Origin of the sequence: Mycolicibacterium vulneris, assembly GCF_002104765.1 — a bacterium.
GTDB classification, from domain to species: domain Bacteria; phylum Actinomycetota; class Actinomycetes; order Mycobacteriales; family Mycobacteriaceae; genus Mycobacterium; species Mycobacterium vulneris.
Genome location: NZ_NCXM01000023.1, coordinates 52217 through 69444 on the forward strand (window position 1 = coordinate 52217; position 17228 = coordinate 69444).

General features: G+C 67.9%; 15 protein-coding genes, 1 tRNA gene and 1 pseudogene. 10 read left to right on the forward strand and 7 right to left on the reverse strand.

Going from position 1 to position 17228, the window contains the following annotated elements; translation table 11 throughout:
- The first annotated feature begins 3 nt into the window (after window positions 1-3).
- The 3 genes from recO to B8W69_RS20610 are packed head-to-tail and all read left to right on the forward strand — an operon-like array spanning window position 4 to window position 2139.
- A complete protein-coding gene (gene recO, locus B8W69_RS20600; RefSeq protein ID WP_085291631.1) occupies window positions 4-801 on the forward strand; it encodes a DNA repair protein RecO in 798 nt (265 codons plus the stop codon).
- A complete protein-coding gene (locus B8W69_RS20605; protein WP_085291632.1) occupies window positions 794-1711 on the forward strand; it encodes a decaprenyl diphosphate synthase in 918 nt (305 codons plus the stop codon). The genes recO and B8W69_RS20605 overlap by 8 nt, the downstream gene beginning before the upstream one ends.
- A complete protein-coding gene (locus B8W69_RS20610) occupies window positions 1711-2139 on the forward strand; it encodes a hypothetical protein (protein WP_085291633.1) in 429 nt (142 codons plus the stop codon). Before B8W69_RS20605 ends, B8W69_RS20610 begins: the two co-directional genes overlap by 1 nt.
- A gap of 4 nt (window positions 2140-2143) precedes the next feature.
- On the opposite strand, the gene B8W69_RS20615 is transcribed toward B8W69_RS20610, so the two are convergent.
- Together B8W69_RS20615 and B8W69_RS20620 are read right to left on the reverse strand one after the other, a co-directional pair.
- Window positions 2144-2539, reverse strand: a complete 396-nt coding sequence (locus tag B8W69_RS20615; protein WP_085291634.1) for a Fur family transcriptional regulator — start codon at window positions 2537-2539, stop codon at window positions 2144-2146.
- On the reverse strand, window positions 2536-2964 hold the full coding sequence (locus B8W69_RS20620; protein ID WP_110882005.1) for an ArsR/SmtB family transcription factor: 429 nt from the start codon (window positions 2962-2964) through the stop codon (window positions 2536-2538). The genes B8W69_RS20615 and B8W69_RS20620 overlap by 4 nt, the downstream gene beginning before the upstream one ends.
- Before the next feature lie 190 nt (window positions 2965-3154).
- Here B8W69_RS20620 and B8W69_RS20625 point away from each other — a divergent pair, with 190 nt between their 5' ends.
- The 3 genes and pseudogenes from B8W69_RS20625 to B8W69_RS32290 form a co-directional block, all read left to right on the forward strand.
- Complete coding sequence (locus tag B8W69_RS20625) at window positions 3155-4546, forward strand: glycine--tRNA ligase (protein ID WP_085291665.1); 1392 nt, start codon at window positions 3155-3157, stop codon at window positions 4544-4546.
- A 252-nt stretch (window positions 4547-4798) separates the two neighbouring features.
- Window positions 4799-6025 (forward strand): PPE family protein, encoded by a 1227-nt coding sequence (locus tag B8W69_RS20630; protein ID WP_085291636.1) that lies wholly within the window; start codon window positions 4799-4801, stop codon window positions 6023-6025.
- 517 nt (window positions 6026-6542) lie between these two features.
- Window positions 6543-6693 (forward strand): annotated as a pseudogene (locus tag B8W69_RS32290) (hypothetical protein); the annotation flags it as partial.
- A gap of 181 nt (window positions 6694-6874) precedes the next feature.
- Here the strand turns inward: B8W69_RS32290 and B8W69_RS20640 are convergent.
- A complete protein-coding gene (locus tag B8W69_RS20640; protein ID WP_085291638.1) occupies window positions 6875-8866 on the reverse strand; it encodes a TPM domain-containing protein in 1992 nt (663 codons plus the stop codon).
- 143 nt (window positions 8867-9009) lie between these two features.
- Between B8W69_RS20640 and B8W69_RS20645 the strand changes: the two genes are divergently transcribed.
- The 3 genes from B8W69_RS20645 (at window position 9010) to dnaG (ending at window position 12944) form a co-directional block, all read left to right on the forward strand.
- Window positions 9010-10275 (forward strand): deoxyguanosinetriphosphate triphosphohydrolase, encoded by a 1266-nt coding sequence (locus B8W69_RS20645; RefSeq protein WP_085291639.1) that lies wholly within the window; start codon window positions 9010-9012, stop codon window positions 10273-10275.
- Between the two features lie 66 nt (window positions 10276-10341).
- Window positions 10342-10959 (forward strand): superoxide dismutase[Cu-Zn], encoded by a 618-nt coding sequence (gene sodC / locus B8W69_RS20650; RefSeq protein WP_167665836.1) that lies wholly within the window; start codon window positions 10342-10344, stop codon window positions 10957-10959.
- A 29-nt stretch (window positions 10960-10988) separates the two neighbouring features.
- A complete protein-coding gene (gene dnaG, locus B8W69_RS20655) occupies window positions 10989-12944 on the forward strand; it encodes a DNA primase (protein WP_085291640.1) in 1956 nt (651 codons plus the stop codon).
- Here dnaG and B8W69_RS20660 read toward each other — a convergent pair.
- On the reverse strand, window positions 12928-13200 hold the full coding sequence (locus tag B8W69_RS20660; protein WP_085291641.1) for a hypothetical protein: 273 nt from the start codon (window positions 13198-13200) through the stop codon (window positions 12928-12930). The genes dnaG and B8W69_RS20660 overlap by 17 nt on opposite strands.
- A gap of 147 nt (window positions 13201-13347) precedes the next feature.
- Here B8W69_RS20660 and B8W69_RS20665 point away from each other — a divergent pair.
- Window positions 13348-13420, forward strand: a tRNA-Asn gene (locus B8W69_RS20665).
- Window positions 13421-13448: 28 nt separating this feature from the next.
- Here B8W69_RS20665 and B8W69_RS20670 read toward each other — a convergent pair.
- From B8W69_RS20670 to B8W69_RS20680, 3 genes are read right to left on the reverse strand one after another with little or no spacing between them, the layout of a single operon-like run.
- Complete coding sequence (locus B8W69_RS20670) at window positions 13449-14834, reverse strand: NtaA/DmoA family FMN-dependent monooxygenase (RefSeq protein ID WP_085291642.1); 1386 nt, start codon at window positions 14832-14834, stop codon at window positions 13449-13451.
- Window positions 14831-15952: an LLM class flavin-dependent oxidoreductase gene (locus B8W69_RS20675; RefSeq protein ID WP_085291643.1), complete on the reverse strand. Its 1122-nt coding sequence runs from the start codon at window positions 15950-15952 to the stop codon at window positions 14831-14833. The genes B8W69_RS20670 and B8W69_RS20675 overlap by 4 nt, the downstream gene beginning before the upstream one ends.
- Window positions 15949-17064 carry an LLM class flavin-dependent oxidoreductase gene (locus B8W69_RS20680; protein WP_085291644.1) on the reverse strand — a complete coding sequence of 372 codons (1116 nt, stop codon included), beginning with the start codon at window positions 17062-17064 and terminating at the stop codon, window positions 15949-15951. Before B8W69_RS20680 ends, B8W69_RS20675 begins: the two co-directional genes overlap by 4 nt.
- Window positions 17065-17228: the final 164 nt, after the last annotated feature.

Genomic DNA, 17228 nt, shown 5'->3' on the forward strand with positions numbered 1-17228 from the left:
GTGATGCGGCTATACCGAGACCGAGCTGTTGTGTTGCGCCAGCACAAGCTCGGCGAAGCCGACCGGATCGTCACCCTGCTGACTCGTGATCATGGACTGGTCCGCGCGGTGGCCAAGGGCGTGCGCCGCACCCGCAGCAAATTCGGTGCGCGGCTGGAGCCGTTCGCGCACATCGACGCGCAGCTACATCCCGGCCGCAACCTCGACATCGTCACCCAGGTGGTCTCCATTGACGCGTTCGCCACCGACATCGTCAACGACTACGGCCGTTACACCTGCGGCTGCGCCATGCTGGAGACCGCCGAGCGCCTCGCCGGCGAGGAGCGGGCGCCCGCCCCGGCCCTGCACGGGCTCACGGTGAGCGCGTTGCGGGCGGTGGCCGACGGCCGCCGGTCCCGGGACCTCCTGCTGGACGCCTACCTGTTGCGCGCGATGGGCATCGCCGGATGGGCGCCCGCGCTCAATGAGTGCGCCCGGTGCGCCACCCCCGGTCCCCATCGGGCGTTCCACGTCGGCGCCGGCGGCAGCGTCTGCACACACTGCCGCCCGGCCGGTTCGACGACGCCGCCGCCGGGGGTGTTGGATCTGATGTCCGCGCTGCACGACGGCGATTGGGACTTCGCCGAGCAGACGCCGCAATCGCACCGCAATTACGTCAGCGGTCTGGTGGCCGCGCACCTGCAGTGGCATCTGGAGCGACAGCTCAAGACGTTGCCGCTCGTGGAACGGACGTATCACATCGACCGGACCATCGCCGACCAGCGCGCGGCGCTGATCGGGCAGGATATGGACTGTGGCTAAACTCTGGGCCGGCGGCTCCGGTCGAAAGGCCGAGCGCGCCACGGCGTCAGCCGAATTCCCGCAGCTGCCCCCCGCGCCCGACGACTATCCGGTGTTTCCCGACAAGTCGACCTGGCCGGTCGTCTTTCCGGAGCTGCCGCCGTCCCCGGACGGCGGGCCGTCCCGGCCGCCGCAGCACATCTCCAAGGCGGCCCCGCCCAAAATCGAGGCCGATCGACTGCCCAACCATGTGGCCATCGTGATGGACGGCAACGGCCGATGGGCCACCCAACAGGGGCTGACCCGCACCGACGGCCACAAGGCAGGTGAGGCGGTGGTCATCGACATTGTCTGCGGCGCAATCGAACTCGGAATCAAATGGCTGAGCCTGTACGCCTTCTCCACGGAAAACTGGAAGCGTTCCCCCGAGGAGGTCCGCTTCCTGATGGGGTTCAACCGCGACGTGGTCCGCATGCGCCGGGAGAACCTGAAGACGATCGGGGTCAAGATCCGGTGGGTGGGTTCGCGGCCGCGCCTGTGGCGCAGCGTGATCAATGAATTGGCGATCGCGGAGGACATGACGAAGGACAACGACGTCATCACCGTCAACTATTGCGTCAACTACGGAGGGCGTGCCGAAATCGCTGAAGCCACAAAGGAAATCGCGCGCCTGGCTGCCGCCGGCCGGCTGAACCCGCAACGCATCACCGAGTCGACGGTGTCGCATCACCTGCAGCGGCCCGACATTCCCGACGTCGATCTGTTCCTGCGGACCTCGGGGGAGCACCGGTCCAGCAATTTCATGTTGTGGCAGGCGGCGTACGCCGAATACGTCTTTCAGGACAAGCTGTGGCCCGACTACGATCGCCGCGATTTGTGGGCGGCGTGTGAGGAATATGCTTCCCGCAATCGCAGATTCGGGAGTGCATAGTGCCGTCACTGCAGGAACGTCTGGCGTCGATACTCGGCGAAGTCCTCCCGCTCGAGGAGGAAGCCGACGGCGCGGTCACGGTGCGCCACGACGGCACCATCGCCTCGTTGCGGGTGGTCAACATCGCCGAGGGCCTCGATCTGGTGTCGCTCACCCAGATTCTGGCGTGGGATCTGCCGCTGACCAAGAAGGTCAGCGAGCAGGTGGCCAAGGAGGCCCGTGACAGCAATTTCGGCAGCGTGAACCTGATCGAGAAGGTCAATGAGAAGGCCGTGCAACGCAATTCGAGCAAGGGTGCGTCGAAAACCGCCGACGTGATGCTGCGCTACAACTTCCCCGGCGGCGGCCTCACCGACGACGCCCTGCGGACGCTGATCCTGTTGGTGCTGGACACCGGCGCCGGGATACGCCGGACGCTGACGGCCTGACCGGCTAGCGGCCCCCGCAGTCCGAACAGGTGCCGAAGATCTCGATGGTGTGGCTGACGTCGGAGAAGCCGTGTTTGGCAGCCACTTCCGCCGCCCACTCCTCGACCTCGTGATCGCCCACCTCGATGGTGGCGCCGCAGCTGCGGCACACCAGGTGGTGGTGATGGTGCTCGGAACACCTGCGGTACACCGATTCACCGGTGTCGTTGCGCAGCGTGTCGATCATCCCGGCGGCGGCCATCGACTGCAGCGTCCGGTAGACGGTGGTCAGGCCGATGTTCTCGCCGCGGCGGCGCAGCTCGTCATGCAGCTCTTGGGCCGAGCGGAACTCGTCGAGCGTCTCCAGCAACGTGGAGATCGCCGCACGCTGCCGAGTGGAGCGGACGCTGGTTCCGGTCATTGGCGCGGCTCCTCACTGGCGTGCGCGACGGCGTCCACCACGATGTGCGCGAGGTGATGATCGGCGAGCCGGTAGAGCACCTCGCGACCGGACCGCTCCCCGGTGACCACGCCGGCCGCCTTCAGAATCTTCAGGTGCTGGCTGACCAGCGGCTGGGGCACGCCCAGCGCATCCACCAGCTCGTGCACGCAGCGGTGGGACTCGCGCAGCTGCAACACGATCGCGATCCGCACGGGCGCGGCGAGCGCGCGCAACAACTCGCCGGCGGCATCGAGGATGTCTCGCGGCGGCGGGACGGGGTAGGCGGTGACTCCGGAGTGCCCGGCGGCGCCGAGCGCGTCGTGGTCGTGCGCGATCACACCGGGGTCCGAGTCGCCGTCGTCGGCGGCCGGCATCGATGCAGAAGGTGACGGGGACGTCATCATGGGAGCGGCATCACCTCGAGAAGTGCCAGGTAGTGGGAAGTATCGGACATTGAATATCGTTGTCGGCTGCCATCCACTGTCACATGCATGATGACGCATGTCAAAGAGCGCGGCGTCGATCGCTACCATGACTGATGCTCTGCGCACCGCGGTTGACCGCCGCGCGTGCCCGCCCGAACCCGGAAAGGGAGTGCACCGCCCCGTGGCGTCCGTCATCGACACCGTAGTGAACCTGGCCAAACGGCGCGGCTTCGTTTTTCCCTCGGGGGAGATCTACGGCGGCACCCGGTCGGCGTGGGATTACGGCCCGCTGGGTGTGGAGTTCAAAGAGAACATCAAACGTCAGTGGTGGCGCTCGGTGGTCAGCGGTCGCGACGACGTCGTGGGCCTGGATTCCTCGATCATCCTGCCGCGCCAGGTGTGGGTGGCCTCCGGCCACGTCGAGGTGTTTCATGACCCGCTGGTCGAGTCGTTGATCACCCACAAGCGCTACCGCGCCGACCATCTCATCGAGGCCTACGAAGCCAAGCACGGACATCCGCCGCCCAACGGGCTGGCTGACATCCGCGACCCGGAAACCGGCGAGCCGGGCCAGTGGACCGAGCCGCGCGAGTTCAACATGATGCTCAAGACCCACCTGGGCCCGATCGAGACCGAGGAGGGCTTGCACTATCTGCGCCCCGAGACGGCGCAGGGCATCTTCGTCAACTTTGCCAACGTGGTGACGACCGCCCGTAAGAAGCCGCCATTCGGAATCGGCCAGATCGGCAAGAGTTTTCGCAACGAGATCACCCCGGGCAACTTCATTTTCCGGACCCGCGAGTTCGAACAAATGGAAATGGAGTTCTTCGTCGAGCCGTCGACCGCGAAGGAATGGCATCAGTACTGGATCGACACCCGCCTGCAATGGTATGTCGACCTGGGCATCGATCAGGGGAACTTACGGTTATTCGAACACCCCGCGGACAAGCTGTCGCACTACTCCGACCGCACCGTCGACATCGAGTACAAGTTCGGTTTCGCCGGTAACCCGTGGGGCGAGTTGGAAGGTGTCGCCAACCGCACGGACTTCGACTTGTCGACGCATGCAAAGCATTCCGGCGTCGACCTGTCGTTCTACGACCAGGTCACCGACACCCGGTACACGCCGTATGTGATCGAGCCGGCCGCAGGCCTGACGCGGTCGTTCATGGCCTTCTTGATCGACGCCTATGTGGAGGACGAGGCCCCGAACGCCAAGGGCAAGATGGAAAAACGCACGGTGCTGCGTTTGGACCCGCGCCTGTCTCCGGTCAAGGCCGCGGTGCTTCCGCTGTCCCGTCACGCCGACTTGAGCCCAAAGGCGCGGGACTTGGCCGCCGAGTTGCGCAAGTTTTGGAATATCGACTTCGACGACGCCGGTGCGATCGGACGACGTTATCGGCGCCAGGACGAGATTGGTACGCCGTTCTGCGTCACGGTCGATTTCGACTCACTCGAGGACAACGCCGTGACGGTGCGCCGGCGCGACGACATGTCCCAGGAGCGCGTCCCGATGAATGCCGTGTCCGACTATCTGGCGATGCGCCTGAAGGGCTGCTAATCGGCCAGTTGGTGGCGCGGTCTTGCATATTGTCTGTCCCGTTGCGCCGACGCACGTCTGATGGCCCCGCGCGGCTGGCGATGCGCCATCACCGACGCCGGATTTCCGAAATAAGGTTTGGTTAAAGTTCGGCCTTTCGCGGTGACGGTGCCTTAGGATCCCCTCTGGGGCAAAAGTAGGTAGCTAACGGCCGCGGGCGGACGTCGGGCCGTCCGGGGTAGGAGCCGTTGACTCGGTCGGTTGGGGTTGCAAATGATTCCCGCGTTTGTGTTCTTCCCTCCTGAGATCAACTCGGCCTTGATAGTTGGCGGCCCGGGGGCCGGGCCCCTGTTCGAGGCGGCCTCGGCGTGGGATGGGCTGGCCGTTGAGCTGTCATCCTCGGCATCGTCGTTTCACACCACGGTTTCCGATTTAGCCGGTGCCGCCTGGATGGGGCCGTCGTCGATGTCGATGACCGCTGCCGCGGCGCCCTATGTGGAATGGCTGATTATCGCCGCGGCGCAAGCAGAGGTGGCGGCCCTGCAGGCCCGGCTGGCGGCGTTGGCTTTCGAGGGCGCTTTGGTGGCGACGGTGCCGTTGCCGCAGGTGTTGGCGAACCGCGCCCGGCTGCTCGTGCTGATCGCGACGAACTTCTTCGGCATCAACACGGCGGCCATTGCGCAAACCGAGCTCGAATACGTCGAGATGTGGGCGCAGGATGTGGCGGCGATGTTGGGCTATCACGCCGGGGCTCAATCGATGGCGCTGGCATTGCCGGAGTTCAGCGTGCCGCCCGCGGCCCTGGGGGGTAGCGCACCGTCCGCGGACCTGGCGGGCCTGGCGGGATTGGTGACTGCTCCGCTGAGTTTGGCATCGCAGTTCTTCCAGGGCCTGTCCTCACTGGGGACCGCCTTCGCCTCCGAACTGCAGTCGGTGTTCGGCGCGCTCTCGCCGGCCGTTTCGTTGCTTACGTCGACGCCGGTGGCCACGTTGACGACGGTCGCGCAGGCCGGGATGTATCCGGCCACCGCTTTGATGACGCCCATGGCGACGCTCGCCCATAGTGCCGGACCCGCGGGCCCAACTGCGGCGCCCGCGGCCGCGCCGGCACTGGCACCGGCGTTGGTCGGCGCAACCAGTGCGCCCCTGAGCGCGCCACACAGCGCGGGTAGCCCGCTATCCGACCTGCAGCCGTTGGCCGGTGGTGGGTTGGGCGCCTTGGGCGTTGCGACGGCGGGCCTGGGGAGCGCGCGGTTCATCGGGTCGATGTCGGTGCCCGCCGCGTGGGAAGGGTCGATGCCGGCGTACATCGCCACTCCGGCGATGTCGGGCGTGGGCTCCGGAGCGCCAACCGTCGCCGCGGCCGCGGGGTCGGGCAGTGGTGTGCCGATGGCCGCGATGCCGGTGGGCGACAAGAGCCCCGAAGGCGAGGACCGCGGGACGCGAGCCCAGGTGGTGAGGTCTCGTCCCAAGGTGGTCCCGCGCAACCGCCCGGGATAGCGGCGCGGTACTGCTGTTGCAGACGTGAATATTGTGCAGTAGGGCGCGAATTCATACTTTCGGTTATGCGGGCTTGCGTGGCAACGAGCGTTGTATCGTGCCGCGCGAATTAATCCGTTGCTCCTAGTAACAACTCGCAACCGGTCCACTCGTTCAGCGGATGAACCGAAAGGGACCTATTGCAGCGACGCGCCGCGAAGCTACGTCCGCCCGTCGAAGTTGGGGGGCGACCTCGATGAGAGCTCTAAAGCGTTGCCCGCCAACGAATCTAGGTCCGACGATGCGGTCGCATGACACCGCCCGTCGAGCGTCGGCACACGGCGTTGTCGATGCGGGCGGTGATCCGCGGCTGCCGTCGCGGACCCGGCGAAGAGCCGCCCGCTGTTGCGCACGTTTCCAAGATCGAAACTGGCAATTCACACATATTTTCTTCAGTTTGCCTTACGATGTGACCGGTTGGTGTAAGTAGGTTCGCCACAGCGCCCGAACGCTCTATCGGCTGTGGAAGGGGGCAGGGGTGCTTTTGCCTCTCGGTTCGCCGTTGCCGGATGACACGGTGTCGGCAGTTCGAGGTGAGTCCGGCATGCTCGGTGGTCTGTCGGTTCCACTCAAGTGGGGCGTGGTCGTCCCACCAGATGACTACGACCACTGGGCGCCGAAGCCGGACGTCAGTGCCGAAGCTCCCGAAGAAACGGCCGACGTCCCCCGCCCGACAGCCGTTGCAGACGGCTTGTGGAGCGGGTGGGAAGGTGACAGCGTCCCACGCAGCCCGGGCGTGATACCGCATTCCCCGGCAGCCGGCTGAGACCGAAGCAAACCCAAAAGCTGATCGTCGGCGTCAGGCACGGCTCAGAATCGGCCGCCGCCGCCCATGAAACCGCCGCCTGACGAACTCGGGCTGCCGCCGAACGAGGTCGGGCTCCAGCCGCCGAATCCGCCTTGCATTCCTCCGCCGAGGACTTTGCCGATGATGATCCCGCCGAGCATCGCGCCCATGTCGCTGCCGCCGCGGCCCAGGTAGGCACGCTGCGCCAGTTGCACATCGTCGTTGGCCAGGGACTGCGCCGTGGCGGCCAGCGTCGACGCCGCATTGGCGTGGGTGATCGCCTCGGTCGGCAGCGTCGCCCGTTTGTCCTCCGCGGCTTGGAGATGCCGTCTGGCCTCGGCCAGCCGGGTGCGCGCCTCGGGGCCGATGCTGCCCCGACGCGTGTCGACGTAGTCCGACACCGCGCGCACCCTCGACTGCGCGGTGAACAACGCCTGCTCCAATGACCGGTTGAGTTGTTCGGCGGCGGCCTGCTCTCGGGCCAGCGTGGCCAGTAGCGCGTTGAGGCCGGCGTCGGCCTTGGTCAGCTGACTGAACTCGCCCAGCGGATCGTCGGATGCGCCGGCTCGTGCGCTCTCGACGGCCCTGACGGCCGCGTCGCGCGCCGCAACCAGATCACCGCGGTGCGCGGGTTTGGCGTTCGCTGTTTTCTTCAGGAGTTCGTCCGCGCGGTCGATGCCGTTCTGGATGTCGGTCATCGCCGACGGCAACCGGTCAATGGCGTGCTGAATGTCGTTGGCGGCGTTGTCCACCGCGTCGAGCAACGCGCGTGCCTGGCCCAGCGCCGACTCTGCGGCGCGGACGGCATCGACCAGACTGGCCTGCTGCCCGCTGACGGCTTGGGTGGCAAGCTCACGGGCGCTGCCGATGTTGCGGTCGGCGAATGCCAGGCGTTCCTTGGCCGCCGTGACATTGCCGGACACCGAGGTCAGTGCGGCAGCACTGAAGTCCTTGTGCAGCGCGGCAAGTCGTTCCTCGGCCGGTGCGATGCGGGTGGTGAGTTCCACGTACTGCTGCGTCAGCGAGTCCAGCCGGGTGGGGGCGTTGATCACCAAATCGCGCAGCTTCTCGAATGCCTCGGTCTGTGACTCCAGTTCGCGGTCGGCCCGCGCCGCCGAGACGATCACCTGGGTGAGCAACTCACGCCGCTGCGCCGGCGTGTCCGGCGTCGCGTCGTCGAGCTGCTGGCGGATCGTGAATGCCTGGGACAGAGCCGCTTTCGCGTTGGTCACGGCCCGGGTGAATGGCTGGGTGCGGTCTTCGCCGAATTCGCTGACCGCCAGGTCCAATTCGTTGGCGCTGGTGCGTACCGCATTGTCGACGTCCACCACCAGCGCGCGGGACAGGTCGTCGAGTGCCTGCGGCGGCACCGCGGCCAGCGCATCGGCGTCGGTGGGGTCGACCCGGCGTGCCGCGGCCAACGCCGCGGCGCGTCGGCGCCGGCCACGATAACGCATGACCAGCAACAGGACTGCCAACGAGACGAGAATGCCCGCCAGCACGGCCAGCAGTGCCACCCGGCCCGACGAACCGGGCGAGGTGTCGAGCCCGTTGGCCGCCGCGACGGCGGCCCCACTCCAATCCCCGTTGTGCAGGGCGGGCTCGATCTTGTTGCGCCGCAACTTGTCGACCTGGTTTGCGTTGATGCTCTTGATCGTGGTGGGCACCAGGAACGCGTATTCACGGCTGGTGGTGCCGACGGCCAGCAGCGCGTCGTAGGCGCCCAGGTCGCTGCTGCTCACGGTGCGCTGTGCCCATTCGGCCGGGGCCTGCCCGGAGAAGCTGTCGACGTAGACCACCCACAGCCGGATGTGGCGGTCGGTGTACAGCTTGTTGAGGGCGGAGCTGACCGCGCTGTGCCCGGAATTCGACAAGGCCCCAGCGGGATCAGTGATGTAGTCGGCCAACCGGAATGGTGGTTGCGCGCCGGCGGACGGTGCCAGGAGCAGGCTGCCGCCGAGGCTAACCGTGAGGATCGTCGCGAGCACGGCGATCAGACGAGCGGTGCAGCGCATAGGGCCAATCTAGCCCCGCGACGATGCAGGCCAGTAGGCCCGATGAGGAGTGGGGCGGTCAGGCACGGGTCCGCCGCGACACACGCCAGCAGGCCTGAGTCGAGCCAGACTTCAGCGGGCATTCCCTGGCAGACTGTGCGTCGGTGACCAGGAATCAGCACGACCCATACGACGACTTCGACCGTCACCGACGGGTGGCCGAAGCGCCGAAGACTGCGGGTCTGCCGGGTACCGAGGGTCAGCACCGCACCGACTTCGCTCGCGATCGCGCGCGCGTCCTGCACAGCGCCGCGCTGCGCCGATTGGCCGACAAGACCCAGGTGGTCGGGCCCCGCGAAGGCGACACGCCACGCACCCGGTTGACGCATTCGCTCGAGGTCGCCCAGATCGGGCGGGGGATGGCGATCGGGCTGGGCTGCGACCTCGACCTGGTCGAGCTGGCGGGACTGGCCCACGACATCGGCCACCCGCCCTACGGCCACAACGGTGAACGGGCGCTCGACGAGGTCGCGACGGATTATGGCGGCTTCGAGGGCAACGCCCAGAACTTCCGAATCCTGACCAGTCTCGAGCCCAAAGTCCTTGACGAGCAAGGCAATAGCGCGGGGCTGAATCTGACTCGCGCGTCGCTGGACGCGGTCACGAAGTATCCGTGGCCCCGGGGCGAAGGACAACGCAAGTTCGGGTTCTACGACGACGACCGCGAGCCGGCCGCCTGGGTTCGGGCGGGCGCGCCGGAGGGCCGGATGTGCCTGGAGGCGCAGGTCATGGATTGGGCCGACGACGTGGCGTATTCGGTGCACGACGTCGAGGACGGTGTGGTGTCCCAACGCATCGACCTGCGGGTGCTCTCCGACGACGACGAGGCCGCCGCGTTGGCCAAACTGGGCGAGACCGAATTCTCCCGGGTGTGTGCCGATGACTTCATGGCGGCCGCGCGACGGCTCGCCGCCTTGCCGGTGGTCGCCGCCGTCGGCAAGTACGACGCCACGCTCGCGGCATCGGTCGCGCTGAAGCGGTTGACCAGTGAGCTGGTCGGCAGGTTCGCCTCGGCGGCCATCGCCACCACCCGCGCGGCGGCCGGCCCCGGACCCCTGGTGCGCTACCGGGCCGAGCTGCACGTTCCCGACCTGGTGCGTGCCGAGGTCGCCTTGCTGAAAATCCTGGCGCTGCAATTCATCATGTCCGATCCGCGGCATCAGGAAACCCAAGCCGGGCAGCGCGAACGCATCCACCGGGTCGCGCACTGGCTGTATGCCGGGGCACCCCGGACGCTCGATCCGGTCTTTGCTGCGGCCTTCAACACCGCGGCCGACGACAGTGCGCGATGGCGGGTCATCGTCGACCAGATCGCCTCGTTCACCGAGGGCCGGCTCGAACGGATCGACGTCCGCCAGGCCGCTCCGTAGTCGCGGCGGGCATGAAGTCGTCCGGTCCGGGCATCGGCGGGGCCGCCGCGAGTTAGGCTGCCCGACGTGAAGAAATTCAGCGGCTCGCCCTTTGCGGCCTCCTTCTTGATGGGACTGCCCGTCGTCGCCATGACAGCCTGCAGTTCACCGCAGCATGCGAGCACCCAGCCGGGCACCACCCCGCCGGTGAAGAGTGCCGCTCCGACGTCCTCCGGTGAGACGACGACCCCGGCACCGGCCGGCGGCCCGCTCAGCGCGGAACTGAAGACGCCCGATGGCCGCTCGGCGGCCACCGCGACCTTCGACTTCACCGGCGGCTACGTGACCGTCACCGTGAAGACGGCGGCGCCCGGCATCCTGACGCCCGGCTTCCACGGCCTGCACGTGCACGAGATCGGCAAGTGCGAGCCGAACTCTGTGGCACCCACCGGCGGTGCGCCCGGGAACTTCCTGTCCGCCGGCGGTCACTATCAGGCGCCCGGTCACACCGGGAAGCCGGAAAGCGGCGACCTGACGTCGCTCGAGGTCCGTCAGGACGGCTCGGCGTACCTGGTCACCACCACCGATTCGTTCAACCGGGACGACCTGCTGGCGGGTAACAAGACCGCGCTGATGCTGCACGGCGCCCAGGACACCGAGAACGCGATGGACCGGGTCGCCTGCGGCGTCATCGGTACCGGCTAGCTTTCGCCGTCGCGCCTTAGACTGAGCCGATGTCAAGCCCGGCAGGTTCACGCGCGGAGGGAGATGGCCGTTCCCGGGGTCGCGGCCGGATTCCCGACCGCGACATCGCGGCCATCCGCGAACGGGTGCGCATCGACGAAGTCATCGGCGATTACGTCCAATTGCGGCGTGCCGGCGCCGATTCGCTCAAGGGCCTGTGTCCGTTCCACGACGAGAAGTCGCCGTCATTTCACGTCCGCCCCAACCACGGCCACTTCCACTGCTTCGGCTGCGGTGAGGGCGGCGACGTGTATGCGTTTATCCAGAAGATCGAGCACGTCAGTTTCGTCGAGGCGGTCGAACTGCTCGCCGACCGGATCGGCCACACCATCAACTACTCCGGCCCGGCGACCAGCGTGCAGCGCGACCGCGGTAGCCGCAGCCGGCTCGTCGCGGCCAACGCGGCCGCGGCGGAGTTCTATGCGGCGGCGTTGGAATCCGCCGAGGCCGCACCGGCGCGGCAGTACCTGACCGAGCGGAACTTCGACGCCGAGGCGGCCCGTCGCTACGGTTGCGGCTTCGCACCGTCGGGCTGGGATTCGCTGACAAAGCACTTGGTGCGCAAGGGCTTCGAGTTCAAAGAGCTGGAAGCGGCCGGCCTGTCGCGGCAGGGACGGCGCGGACCGATGGACCGCTTCCACCGCCGATTGTTGTGGCCCATCCGCAGTTCGGCCGGTGAGGTGATCGGTTTCGGGGCCCGGCGGCTGTTCGACGACGATCCGATGGAAGCCAAGTACATCAACACGCCCGAGACGCTGCTGTACAAGAAGTCGAACGTGATGTTCGGCATCGACTTGGCCAAGCGCGACATCGCCAAGGGGCACCAGGCGGTCGTCGTCGAGGGCTACACCGACGTGATGGCGATGCATCTGAGCGGGGTCACCACCGCCGTCGCCTCGTGCGGCACCGCGTTCGGCGACGAGCATCTGTCGATGCTGCGCCGACTGATGATGGACGACAGCTTCTTTCGCGGCGAACTGATCTACGTTTTCGACGGTGACGCGGCCGGGCGGGCCGCCGCGCTCAAAGCCTTCGGCGGCGAGCAGAATCTGGCGGGGCAGTCGTTCGTGGCAGTCGCGCCGGACGGCATGGATCCGTGCGATCTGCGGCTGAAGTCCGGCGACGGCGCGCTGCGCGACCTGGTGGCGCGGCGAACCCCGCTGTTCGAATTCGCGATACGTTCGGCGCTCGCCGAGATTGATCTGGACAGCGCCGAGGGCCGCGTTGCCGCGCTGCGCCGCTGCGTGCCGATGGTGAGCCAGATCAAGGACCCCACGCTGCGCGACGAGTACGCCCGCCAGCTCGCCGGTTGGGTCGGCTGGGACGACGTCGCGCAGGTGATCGACCGGGTGCGCAGCCAGGCCAAGAGCTCCCACACGCAGGCCCGCGGCGGTTCCGCGCCCAAGACCTCCCGCCGCGCGGCCGAGCCGGCGCCCGCCGCCGCCCAGGCCGCCGCCAGCCGCCCGGACCCGCGTGACCCCACCCTGTGGCCCCAACGGGAGGCGCTCAAGGCGGCCCTGCAGTACCCGGCGTTCGCGGGGCCGGTGTTCGACACACTGACCGTGGAGAGCTTCACCCATCCCGGGTACGCGGCCATCCGCGCGGCCATCGAGACCGCCGGGGGTACGTCGAGCGGGGTCACCGGCGCGCAGTGGATCGAGGCGGTGCGTGACCAGGCCTCCTCGCCCCTGACGGCCGGCCTGGCCAGCGAGCTGGGGGTGGAGGCCATCCAGGTCGACGAGGAGAAGCTGCCGCGCTACATCGGCGGCGTGCTGGCCCGGTTGCAAGAGGTGTGGATGGGCCGGCAGATCGCCGAGGTGAAATCGAAGCTGCAGCGCATGTCGCCGATCGAGCAGGGCGACGAGTATCACGCCCTATTCGGCGATTTGGTGGCGATGGAGTCCTACCGGCGCAGCCTGTTGGAGCAGGCTAGCGGCGACGATTAGACGGCGCGAGCGCGTCGTCGGCCTCGACGTCGCGTTCCATGATCGCCGTTTGGTCGTCGATCTCCGTCAACGTGACGAAACCGGCGTCGGGGGAGATCCGATTGGCGACCTTGCGGCGTCCCCCCTCGATCATCGACTTGGCCACCGGACTGCTGGTCAGCGCGCGATAAGTGCCGACGAGCTGCTCGTATCGGCGACGCCCGGCCTTCGAGCCCAGCACGTAACCCAGTCCAAGCACCACGACATACCGGATCAAAACGGTCCTCCCGACTATCGATGGCTCCATCCTGCCTCACCGCCCGGCGACCCGCTGCGTCCGGCCACGCCGCGCTTGCGATCGCCACTGGTCCGCAGTTGGGTGCGGTCGTGCCAGTACGCTAGAGTCGTCCCGCGATCGGGTTAGTCCCCTGTAGCTCAATTGGCAGAGCATTCGGCTGTTAACCGAAGGGTTCCTGGTTCGAGTCCAGGCGGGGGAGCAAATTCACGGTGCCGCTCTGCCGGCTCTCATTGGCCGATCGCGATGCCGGCCGAATTTCCCGCCCACCCCGGCGTGGGTGACAGGCCCAGATGCTCGCGCAAGGTGTGGCCGCGGTATTCGGTGCGAAAGCTACCGCGTTCCTGCAGCAGCGGCACCACCTTGTCGACGAACTCGTCGAGGCCGTGCGGCGTCAGGTGCGGCACCAGGATGAAGCCGTCGCAGGCATCCGACTGCACGTAGCGGTCGATCTCCTCGGCCACCTGCAGCGGAGTCCCGACGAACTGCTGGCGGCTGGTCACCTCGATGATCAGCTCGCGGATCGACAGGCTTTCGGCTTCCGCTCGGGCCCGCCAGGTTTGGGCGACCGTCTTGGGATCGCCGTGCCGGACCCGTCCGCGCGTGATGTTCGGGTTCTCGACGGGGTCGACGTCGGGCAGCGGCCCGTCGGGGTCGTAGGCCGAGAGGTCCACGCCCCACACCTGTTCGAGGAACGCGATCGCGGTCGGGCCGCTGACCTGTTGTTCGCGGATGTGGCGGGCGTTGTCCTGCGCCTCGGCGGGCGTGTCACCCAGCGCGAACGTCGCGCCGGGCAACACCTTGAGCTGGTCGGGATCCCGCCCGTAGACCGCGGCGCGGCTCTTCACGTCGGCGTAGTAGCGCTGGCCCGCCTCGAGCGAGCCGTGCAGCGTGAACAGGGCGTCGGCGTGCCGGGCGCCGAAGTCACGGCCGTCGTCGGAGTCGCCGGCCTGCAGCAGCACCGGGTGGCCTTGCGGGCCGGCGGGCAGCGACGCCACGCCGTGGACGCGGAATTGCGGGCCGTGGTGCTCGACGCTGCCGATGCGAGCCGGATCGGCATAGATCCCCGCATCGACATCGGCGACGACGGCATCGGCCGCCCAACTGTCCCAGAACTTTCGCGCCACGGTGATGAATTCCTCGGCCCGGTGGTAGCGGTCGGCGTGCGCGAGAAAGCCGCCGCGGCGGAAGTTCTCCCCGGTGAACGCGTCCGAGGAGGTGACCATGTTCCAGGCCGACCGCCCGTCGGACAGCTGGTCCAGCGTCGCGAATTGCCTTGCCACCTCGTAGGGTTCGTTGAAGGTGGTGTTGATGGTGCCGGCCAGGCCGAGCCTGTCGGTGACCGCGGCGAGCGCGGCCAGCACGGTGAAGGTGTCGGGTCTCCCGACGACGTCGAGGTCGTGGATCTTGCCGCGGTGCTCACGCAGCCGCAGGCCTTCGGCCAGGAAGAAGAAGTCGAACAGCCCCCGCTCGGCCGTCTTGGCAAGGTGCACAAACGATTCGAACGCGATCTGGCTGCCCGCACTGGGGTCGGACCACACCGTGGTATTGTTCACCCCGGGAAAGTGCGCGCCCAGATGGATCTGCTTGCGGCGGGTCACTTTTCGAACGCTCATCCGGTAAGCCCCCATCGCTTGGCGATCAGTTCATGCGAGCGCAGCCGGTCGACGTGCCGGTGCGTCACGGAGGTGATCACCAGTTCGTCGGCATCTGTGGCCCGGCGCAGCAGCTCGAGCCGGTCGGCGACCTCGTCCGGATTACCGACGAATTGTGTTGCGGTGCGGTCGGTCACCAGCGCCTGCTGGCCCTCGGTCAACGGCTCGCAGAAGTCGGGGTCAGGGTAGGGGACCGCACCGTGGCCGCTGCGGATGGAATGCACCCAGCGGCCGTAACCGGACGCGAGGTGGCGTGCGGTCGCGCTGTCCTCGGCAACCACGACGTCGGCCGACACCACCACGTATGGCTCGGAGAGCCGGGCGGACGGTCGGAATGCGCTGCGGTAGGCGGTGATCGCGTCGAGCGCCGTGCCGGGGGTGATGTGGTAACTGGCGACGAATGGAAGTCCACGGGCGCCGGCCACCTCGGCGCTCTGGCCTTTGGTGCTGCCGAAGATCCACGGTGTCAACTGGGCGTGCTCGCCCGGAACGGCGTGCAGCTCATGGCCGTTGACGGTATACGTGCCGTCCAGCATCGCCTCGATGTCGGCCAGCTGGTCGGCGAAGTCGGGGGGTTGAGCACACGGCTGGGCGAGCACCGACGCCTGCGCCCGGATCCGATCGCTTTTCATCAGCGGCGTCTGGTCGAAGGGTGTGGGGATGACGACGCCGGCCACCTCACGCCACGGCGTGGGCGCGCGTTCGGGTACGGGCGGAGACGACGTGGCCGCCTCTTGGCGACGCTGCCCGGACCGGCCCAACCCCATGTCGATGCGGCCGGGGTAGAGCGCGTCGAGGATGCCGAAGCTTTCCACCACCGCGAGCGCCGTCGTGTGCCCGACCTGCACCGCGGCCGATCCGACGTGAATTCGCTCTGTGGCCGCGGCGATTTGGCCGATCAGCGTCACCGGTGACGAGCTGGCCACTGCGACGAAGTGGTGCTCGGCGAGCCAGTAGCGCCGATAGCCCCAGCGCTCGGCGTGCTGGGCCAGGTCGATGGTGTTGCGCAGTGCCGTCGCGGCGTCGCTGCCGGCGCTGATGGGCGCGAGGTCGAGGATCGACAGGGGAGTGACGGTCATGACGGCACCGTCGCGTACCGATTGGGTGCGGCGGCCAGGCCCAGGCGTTCGCGCAGCGTCTCGCCGTCGCGGTAGCCGGTGCGGAATCGGCCGGCGTGCTGCAGCCGTGGCACCAGGTCGTCGACGATGGCGGGCAGGTCGATGGCGTTGATCGCAGGCCGCAGCCGCACGCCGTCGACCCCGGCGTCCTGCCAGGCGAGCAGGAGATCCGCGAGATCGCTTGCGTTACCAGTGAATACGTGCGCATCGGAGGAGATGGCCGCTGCCGGTGCCAACGGATCGTCGGCCAGCGAGACCACCAGGTCCGCATAGACTCCGATCTCGCGGTCCGCGGCGCGCTGCGCGTGGCGGACGTCGGCCAGGATCGCACGCAGCGAGCCCTCGTCGTGCGGAGTGACGAACACCAGGTCGGCGTTGGCCGCGGCGAATTCGTAGACAGCGTGTGCCAGCGCCGCCACCACCGGCTGGCCCTGGGGTGGCCGCGGGGTGATCGAGGGCCCCTTGACCGAGAAGTGCTCTCCGGCGAAGTCGATGTAGTGCAGCTTGCCGCGGTCGATGTAGCGGCCGGTCGCGACCTCGCGGATGATGGCGTCGTCCTCCCAGCTGTCCCACAGGCGGCGCACCACCTCGACGGCGTCGGCGGCCTCGTCGAAAAGTTCGTCGGCGGCGGGGGCGGCCCGCCGGCCGAACAGCGCGGCTTCGTGCGCGGTCGGGCTCACCCGCACCTGCCAGCCCGCCCGCCCATGCGAGATATGGTCAAGCGTCGCAATCGCTTTGGAGACGTGGAACGGCTCGGTATGGGTGACCGTGGCAACGGGGACCAGGCCGATGTGCTTGGTGACCGGCGCGACCCGGGCTGCCACCAGCGTGGCATCGGCGCGCCCCGCCAGGCGCCGCGGGGAGATTTCGGCCCGGCGGCCCGGCTGTACGTCCAGGCTGTCGTCGATGGTCAGGAAATCAAGCAGCCCGCGCTCGGCGGTGCCCGCCAGCGCGGCCCAGTAGCGACCGCTGAGTTGCCCGCCACCGGTCGCGTTGTGCGCGAACGCGTATCGCCACGCCTGGGGATGCCAACCGTAGCCATCCAGGCCCACGGCCAGGTGCAGCTCGGTCATGATCGGACCCCGAGGGTGTCGCCGTCGCGCGTCGTGGTCATAACCCACTGTGCAACGCTGCGGACGGTGATGCATTCCATCAGGGGGTTAAGTTCAGCGTGAGTAATACTCCGCCGAGCTCAACCCCGCGGAACGCGCCGACGGGGATTCGGTGCAGCGTGGCG